We start from the raw sequence: 8,208 nt of genomic DNA on the forward strand, positions 1-8,208 counted from the left end.
AATGGGTGGCCCTATAAGCTTAATTCTTCCATTGGTCACAGTACTTGATAGTTATATAAGTCAGTAAATTGTATTGACATAATAAAAAAATGTGATGATATAGTTTTATTCGATTGTAAATTATACAAAATTCTTGGTGGTAGCTTTTTACTTGTTACCACACAGAGGGAGGCGAGTTGAATTTCCAAGGGTTACAGGCAAAGTATCGCCGTCTATTTCAGGAAAGTGCCGCCTGGAAACTGTTAAGAGCTGATAATTCCCCTTTAATTTTGGCGTTTCTGGGGGAGTTGTTTTCTGAGGAGAGTGAAGTCCCTTTTAGTCGTGCCCGCGTGTCACTTGATGCAGAACTGGTACGCTGTCGTGAACTTGGTCTTTGGGAAACTGAAACGGGAGCGGGTACGTATCTTAATAAATGGATTCGGGAAGGCTGGTTGCGTGAGATGGACGACATGTTAACCAAAACGGATGCCAGTGAAGTTGCACTTCGTTTTAGTCAGGGGCTTGATGAACGCAGTACAGGAACCACCGCATCTCACCTTAGAATTGTTCAAGAAGCGGTCAGGGACTTTGCAGTAGCGATTAGTCCGAATGTCGATGAACGTGTCACGCTTTTGGAATATAGAAAAGCTGAAATCCAAAGAGAGATTGATGCTCTGAGAGCTGGCGTGGTGCTTGAACTGACCGAGCTTGAGCAGCGGGAGAGAATTCGTGAGATCTACCAGTTGGCCTCTGTTTTAACGGGTGATTTTCGTCGTGTTGAAGATGAAATTCGTCAACTGGATCAGGAAATTCGCATTCAAATTATTGAAGGAGATTCCACCAGAGGGGATGTTCTTCTCTCTGTTTTAGAAAAAGAAGCGCTATTGGCGAAAACGGATGCGGGTAGTGCGTTTGAAAGTTTCTTTGATTTGTTATGCGATCAGAATAGAACAATGGAACTGCGGGATCAACTTCGAAGCATTTTAAATCGTCCCGCAGCAGAACATTTGACTACCCAGCAACGACAGTTCTTAAATCAGCTCATGAGGGAACTGAGCCGCGAGAGTGACAGAGTTTTTCAAATCAGGCGAAGAACGGAAGAGAGTTTGCGTGCTTATATAGAGAGTGGCACTGCGCAAGAAAATCGTGCTGTTGATAGATTGCTTGGTCAATTGGAACGACTCGCCGTTGAATTGAGGAACTCAGGTTATGACTTGCAAACGGCGACAACTCTGTCACTGCCCGTTGGCGCGGCAAGTATTAGCTCTCCTGAAAGCATGCTCCTTAAATCACCTGATGAAAAACTAGATACTTCAGGTGCTGAAGAACAGATCAACTCTCGAGAACCGAGTATGCAGATGCTGGATTGTCTTGATGTTGTTCAAATTCGATTAATCGCTGAGAGAACATTAGCAACGTTAAAAGAGTTTGGCCCAATGACGATTGCATCTGTTGCAAATTATCACCCACTTAATTCAGGGTTGGAGGAGTTAGTTGCCTATTTGCGGGTGGCGAAATCTGTCGGGGCTGCATTATTGGAAGGAAAAGAATCAATTGAAATCAGCGATAAACGGGGAGTTCGCTTGCGGGCGTCTATACCTACTTTTCTGTTGAGTGCCGACCTGTTTCCTGACAGTTTGGATGAATTAGTTCTTTAAATGGTGAAGAGAAAGTGGCTGTAGATTTATATAGTGAGGGTTGAAATGCACAAAGGTAAAAAGTTGAATAAAGATAATGGCATCCTCGCTACCCTTGGGAAGTCTAATTCTGATCCTCAAGAAGAACAGAAAACAGGGTTCTTCGATCAGTTGATAAAACACCATACGCAATCAGAGTATAACCCGCTTACAGATACAGCCAGTGTTGAATCTGATGTTGCTCTTTCGGTTGTTAATCAAAGCCCATCCTGTAACGTTGATGATGTATTAGTCAGTGAGCAGGCTGAGAACTCAAACAGTGATATGCCGCCTGATGCACGCCGGGTGCTGGTTAGCTTGTTGCGTCAGGGCGTTATTTTGTCTTCGCAGAAAGCTAAATTATTTGAATTACTTTGTCGATACCAATGTGCTGTACGCAAACATCTATCAGAAGTTTATTTGAAGTTAGTCTTGGATGAAAAAGCAGGTGTTGCTTTTATCGCGGGCTTTCAAAATGAGGAAGATACTGAATCATTGGGTATAGATGATGACGAGGTTGTCTCTCTGATTAGCCGAAGGACGCTCTCTTTATACGATACATTGTTGCTGTTAGTGCTGCGTAAACACTATCAAGACCGGGAAACATCGGGAGAACAAAGGATTATCATTGATATTGAACGTATAGAATCCCATCTGACACCGTTTTTACCGCTGACAAACAGTACTAAATCTGACCGGAGAAAACTCAAGGGCGCTCTTGATAAAATGGTGACGAAAAAAATATTGAGTTCGGTCCGGGGAAGCGAAGATCGCTTCGAGATTACGCCGGTGATCCGCTATGTAGTCAGCGCTGAATTTCTCGAGAGCATGCTTAATGAATACCTGAACATGGCGAGAGAGAAGGGTATTGAGCTAAATAAAAATGGCGGCGACGCTGTTGATTATCAAGATGAAGGGAAAGAGACAGGAGATGAAAATGACTGATCAAACTCTTTCGGCTAATTCGTTATTTCACGTTGGTCAAATCAGATTAGCTGAACTCTCAGTTTATAACTGGGGGTCATTTAATGGCTTGCATACCGCGTTGATCGATCCTATGGGAACATTGGTCACTGGAGATAATGGCGCCGGTAAATCGACGTTTATTGATGGCCTTATGGCTTTGCTGCTTCCTGCCGGAAAGGCAACTTTTAATGTGGCTGCGGCTCAGGGTGATCGTTCTGACCGGACTTTACTTTCCTATATGCGGGGAAGTTTTGGATCAGCCCATGACGGAGCGGGGACGAGGGTCAGAAGTAAGCGTGAGTTTGGCGTAGTGACCGGGCTTAGAGCTTTATATCAGGGTGATGATGGTTCAAAAATCACGCTTGCGGCACTTTTCTGGATTACTAAATCGACGAATGTGCTGGCGGATGTGACGCGAGTTTATGTTGTTGCCAAAAGAGACCTGACGCTTAAGGAAATGCTCAATGCTTTTGGGGATGGTAATGCTCGGGCATTCAAGCAATGGCTTCGTGATGACCCGGCGATTACGTGCTGTGATGATAATTTTTCTGATTATCAGGAGTTATACCGAAAGCTTTTGTATATGGACAATAAGAATGCGCCTGCACTGTTGTCGCGGGCGTTAGGTCTAAAAAAAATTGATGATTTAACTGGGTTGATTCGTGAGTTGGTACTTGAGCCGAGCGCAGTTAAAGATGATGCTAAAAAGGTCGTGGAAGAGTTTGCTGATCTGGTAGCAATTCATAGTCAATTAGTGGATGCAAGAGCGCAAAAAATGCACTTGTCTAAGTTACCTGAACTTAGCTCAATTATCGAAAAAACGACGAGAGAATTTGAAGAATTAACGGCTGAAAAAAATAGTCTCCCGGTTTACTTTGGGGAAGTCTTCGCGCAACTGTGGAGCGAAAAAATTGCCGATATTGAGTCTGAACTTGAAGCGCTACTCCTCGAAATTAAGCAAGTTGAAGAGCAGAAAACAGATGCGGATAAGTTGGTTGAGAGAAGGCATGAGGAATACCTTCAGTTTGGTGGGGATAAAATAGAGTCGCTTCGAAAGGAAATTGGTCATACCCAAACTCAGTTGAATCGGGTGGTTAGGAATTCATCGCAATATCAAACTCATGTTAATGAGCTGTCTCTGCCTTCTGTATTGGAGGAGGCGGTATTTCTTAAAAATCAATCCGCGGCATCAGCCAGACTTGCCAGTATTCAACGAGACGAAGAAGAGTATCAGGACAAGTTTGCCGCCATCAGTGCTAAATTCAGTGAGCTACAAGCCAATATCCATGATATCTCTCAGGAAATCCGGGAAATCGAGGCAAGGCCGGATTCCAATATCGATGTGAAATATCAGCAACTGAGGGATGAACTGGTTAATTCCTTAGAATTAAGTAAAGACCAATGCGTATTTATTGGTGAGCTTATCGACGTCGAAGATCGTGAAAAAATCTGGCAAGGCGCGATAGAGAGGGCGTTAGGCGGGTTGCGAACAACACTTGCTGTGCCACATCATTGTTATTCGATGGTGACTCGTTGGTTAAACGTCCGGCATACAGGTTTACATGTCCGTGTTCAAGTTGTGAATGATTCTGCGATTAACCGGGGTCATTCGGCGGAGTTTAAGCCTAATGGCTATTTAAAGAAACTGGTATGGCGTACTCACCCTTATCAAGAGTGGCTCAAGCATTATTTGCAGCGATTTGACCTGCAATGTGTCTCGAATACGGAAGAATTGGATAAGACCCCGTTTTCGATGACACAACAGGGGTTAATGCACATGGATAAGGGGCGCTTTGAGAAAAAAGATCAACACCGAATAGATGACAGAAGACGCTGGTGTTTGGGTTTTTCAAACAAATCACGTTTAGCTATTCTTAATAACGATAAAAAAGAGTTAACTCTGCAATTGGCGGAAACCGAAAAAAAGGTGAGTCAGGCCCGTCAAGATTTGAATACTGTTTCTGATCGTAAAATACTTTGGGAGAAGATCCAAAGTTATTGTTGGGATGATATTAACGCCCCTTATTGGCACGAAAAGCTTTCGGATTTGCAGGCTGACCTTAAGGTATTGGAGCAGTCAGGTGGTGATCTTGATAAGGCCAGAGAGCGTTGGGAATCGGCTAAAGAGCAGTTAGTTCAAATCCAATCGGTATTAAATCAGCTCAATTCTGATTCTGGCGGCGTTAAAAATACGCTGAAAAATGCAAAAGAGGAATGGAGCAAAGCGCAGGCAAAAGCATCAAAAGGATTACCTGATTCAGCCAGACAATTACTTGCTCTTCGGGTTGGAGTGCTTAGTACAAACGATTTAAGCCAGATGTCTGAATTAGTGTCCAAGGTTGAAGAAGATTTGGAGCGTTTGTTAGATATTAGCCGAAACAGTAAAGATAGGGCGGAAAGGTCAGCCATCAGCATTATGGTCTCATTCAGGTCTAACGATAAATGGCAAGTCTTCACGGTTGATTGGCAAAGTAATATTGGCAGCCTGCCTGATTATCTTAATCATTTACGACAACTGGAAGAAGAAGGGCTTCCCAACCTTGTGGAACAGTTTATTGAACGTTTGAATAAGCATGCAACGCAGTCGCTAGCGCGGATTAAAACTAAGCTTGAATCTGAACGGGAAGATATCCTTGAGCGGATTGATATCATTAACCGGGTCCTCAAGCGTACCGAGTTTCGATCAGGGACACACTTAAAGCTAGGTTCAAAGAGAGAGAAATTCCCGCATGTTAATGAGTTTGAACAGCATTTGCGTAAGGTGCTTAGTCAGGTAACCAGTGATGACCATGAAGCGCGGTTCCGTCAATTGGCTAAAGTAGTTGAAATACTTGGGAAAGCAAGTGCGCCAGGCTCCTCAAATACATTAGAAAGTTTAAGGCTGCTTGATCCTCGTTATCAGATGTCATTTTACGCCGAAGAGTTGGATAGTAATACCGGTGAGATTCGTGATGTATTGGAATCATCCAGTGGAAAGTCAGGTGGAGAGAAAGAGTCATTTGCGGCGACTATTGTAGCGGCAAGTTTGGCCTATGTTTTGACGCCAGATGGTTATGATCGACCAGTTTACTGTACTGTTTTCTTGGACGAAGCATTCTCAAATACGGCTGAAACGGTAAGTCGGCGGGTGCTCCGAGTATTTAGAGAGCTTCACATTCACGTTAATTTGATCACGCCTTATAAAAACTTGAATCTGGCAAGAGAATCGGCTCGTTCACTACTCATTGCGGAAAGAGACCAGGAAAACCATGACAGCCATTTATGTGAAGTGACTTGGGAAGAGATTGACCGGAGAATGGGCGAAGAGAAGGAGAAAAAGTTGCCTGATGAGGCTGCTAATCTGGGGATCGAGCTTGAGAAGTTGACATGAAAAAAGGGCAGTATGAGGTGCGTTGGGGGTTATTGCCGGCGCAAGTTAAGAGCATTATTAGACAGCGTGAGTGGGATAACCGTTCCTCACTAAAAGACCGGCTACTGGGCAACAAGGCATTTCCTATTCGCGTTGGCTTGAAACCACCCAAAGGGAATTCTGCCATATTAGATATCGCTCATTTTCAACGATTTATTGATGAGTGGAGATCATTTCCCTATCAAGATGTTGTGGAGTGGTCTTCCAAAAATTTCCGGGAACTATCTGAGCAACGAATCCCGACTTTTGTTGTCATTGAATCAATGCAACATTTGATTCAATTTTTAGGAAATGATGCTCTTTCCCGAAGTAAGGTATGGGAAAGAAATATGAAGCCATTTTTGCGGGTTGATAAAGATCTCTATCCTGCATTGGTGAAATGTATAGATATTGTGGAAAAACTCTCGTTGAGAGATGCGGAATTATTAGCAAAATTGCTGCCACAATTAAAACAAGGCTTAGGTGAAGGACAATATTTAAGAGCACTGCCGCTCATTGGGATTGATACTAAGTTTCTTGAGAACCACCAGATCCTGATTGAAGAGCTAGCCGATATCATTCACAAAGGGGCTGTTTCGGCGTCAGGGGGCCTTATCGCTTGGTTGGGGTGTGCAATAAATCCCAAAGGTTGGTTAACTATCAGGCCGCTTTGCCATGCCGCGACTGCGGCGCTTGGGGGAATGCCAATACTACAAATACCCGGCGAATTACTTAGAAAGCACGAACTTCCGGCATCGAATATTCTAATAGTAGAAAATTTACAGTCTGGTTTGGCATTGCCCGAAATGCCTGACACGATAGCGGTGATTGGCGGCGGGAAAAACATTGCTTGGATGGATGCGGCATGGTTGAGAAGTAAACGTGTAGGATATTGGGGAGATATTGATACTTGGGGGTTGTTTATTCTCAGTGATGCCAGAAACAAGTTTGTAGATATTGAGCCTCTGATGATGGATGTTGAAACCGTTAAAGCTCATGAAGATAGAATGGTTCCTGAACCAAATCCAGTTGAATCCAATCCTTCATCGCTAAATGAAGATGAAACAAATTTGTTTAATAATCTTATTTCCGGTCATTTCCAATCTTCACGTTTAGAGCAGGAGCGTCTTTCATCTGATTACATTAGAAACAAGCTTATGAATTGGCTGTCGTGACTATTCTTGTTTTTTCCGCGCCCAAGCGCACTCAAGATTGATGCTTCTAATTTTCTCCTCTCCGGGTTAAACTCTTACCGCGATGGCAGAAGAATTTAACCAAACTTACTATGCGGTGATAGGTCGCTTGCCTAATAACTCAGTGGTAAGATTTGAACAGAATGAGAACGATAAAAAAGCCGCATCACTTGCATAGTGCGGCTACGATAACATTAATTATTCTAAATAATTAGCAAAATCCGCCGTAAACCCTCGCCCAATGCGGGCGGTGATATAAGGCGAAAAGCCCGCAGGGCTTTCAGGTTATTAACCATCACGTTCACTGGCAGCTTGGGGGGGACATGGCCAAAAAAAGCGGTTAAAATACATAAACTATCCCGATGAGCGCTGATGATGTTAAGAGCCACCAAAGTCCGCATTTACCCGACACCCGAACAGGCTGATTATCTCAATGCTCAGTTCGGTGCGGTTCGTTTCGCGTACAACAAGGCGCTGCACATCAAGAAGCACGCTCATCAACGCCACGGGGTGAACCTCAGCCTGCGTAAAGACCTCAAACCCTTACTGTCAGTGGCGAAAAAATCCCGCCGGTATGCCTGGCTCAAAGCGTATGATTCCATCGCCTTGCAGCAGGCGGTGATTAACCTCGATATGGCGTTTTCCCACTTTTTTAATCCGAAGCTGAAAGCGCGCTTCCCGACATTCAAACGCAAGCATGGCAGGCAGTCCAGCTATCATTGTGTCGGGGTGAAGGTGTTGGACGGGGCAATAAAAATACCCAAATTATCGCCGATAGAAGCCCGTCTGCACCGTGAAATGACCGGAGAGGTGAAAAGCATTACGCTGAGTTGTTCAGCCACCGGTAAATACTACGCCTCGATACTCTGTGATGACGGCCTGGCCGCGCCCGCGAAGCCCGCTTTGATAACCCAGATGACAGGTTTGGATATGGGATTGTCTCACTACGCTGTCAAATCCAGCGGAGATAAGATGGCCAATCCCCGTCATCTTATCAATGCCGGCC

At 44.2% G+C, this 8,208-nt stretch carries 5 protein-coding genes; all 5 read left to right on the forward strand.

Annotation, left to right across the window (positions count from 1 at the left end; genetic code table 11):
* Nucleotides 1–176: 176 nt before the first annotated feature.
* A complete protein-coding gene (locus C6H66_RS15295) occupies nt 177–1,637 on the forward strand; it encodes a DUF3375 domain-containing protein (RefSeq protein ID WP_046395567.1) in 1,461 nt (486 codons plus the stop codon).
* A 45-nt stretch (nt 1,638–1,682) separates the two neighbouring features.
* Nucleotides 1,683–2,600 carry a DUF4194 domain-containing protein gene (locus C6H66_RS15300; RefSeq protein WP_052739426.1) on the forward strand — a complete coding sequence of 306 codons (918 nt, stop codon included), beginning with the start codon at nt 1,683–1,685 and terminating at the stop codon, nt 2,598–2,600.
* Nucleotides 2,593–5,991 carry an ATP-binding protein gene (locus tag C6H66_RS15305; RefSeq protein ID WP_248000685.1) on the forward strand — a complete coding sequence of 1,133 codons (3,399 nt, stop codon included), beginning with the start codon at nt 2,593–2,595 and terminating at the stop codon, nt 5,989–5,991. The genes C6H66_RS15300 and C6H66_RS15305 overlap by 8 nt, the downstream gene beginning before the upstream one ends.
* Nucleotides 5,988–7,184: a DUF3322 domain-containing protein gene (locus C6H66_RS15310; RefSeq protein WP_105396025.1), complete on the forward strand. Its 1,197-nt coding sequence runs from the start codon at nt 5,988–5,990 to the stop codon at nt 7,182–7,184. The genes C6H66_RS15305 and C6H66_RS15310 overlap by 4 nt, the downstream gene beginning before the upstream one ends.
* A gap of 393 nt (nt 7,185–7,577) precedes the next feature.
* Nucleotides 7,578–8,208 (forward strand): RNA-guided endonuclease InsQ/TnpB family protein (locus C6H66_RS15320; protein WP_146111056.1); only part of this gene is annotated, 631 nt, incomplete at its 3' end.

Origin of the sequence: Photorhabdus hindustanensis, from assembly GCF_002968995.1 — a bacterium.
Taxonomy (GTDB): Bacteria; Pseudomonadota; Gammaproteobacteria; order Enterobacterales; family Enterobacteriaceae; genus Photorhabdus; species Photorhabdus akhurstii.

What these genes read in the sequence shown, in the direction of transcription:
- C6H66_RS15310 (WP_105396025.1), top strand. Translation starts at nt 5,988, where the DNA reads ATGAAAAAAGGGCAGTATGAGGTGCGTTGGGGGTTATTGCCGGCGCAA.
- C6H66_RS15300 (WP_052739426.1), top strand. Translation starts at nt 1,683, where the DNA reads ATGCACAAAGGTAAAAAGTTGAATAAAGATAATGGCATCCTCGCTACC.
- C6H66_RS15305 (WP_248000685.1), top strand. Translation starts at nt 2,593, where the DNA reads ATGACTGATCAAACTCTTTCGGCTAATTCGTTATTTCACGTTGGTCAA.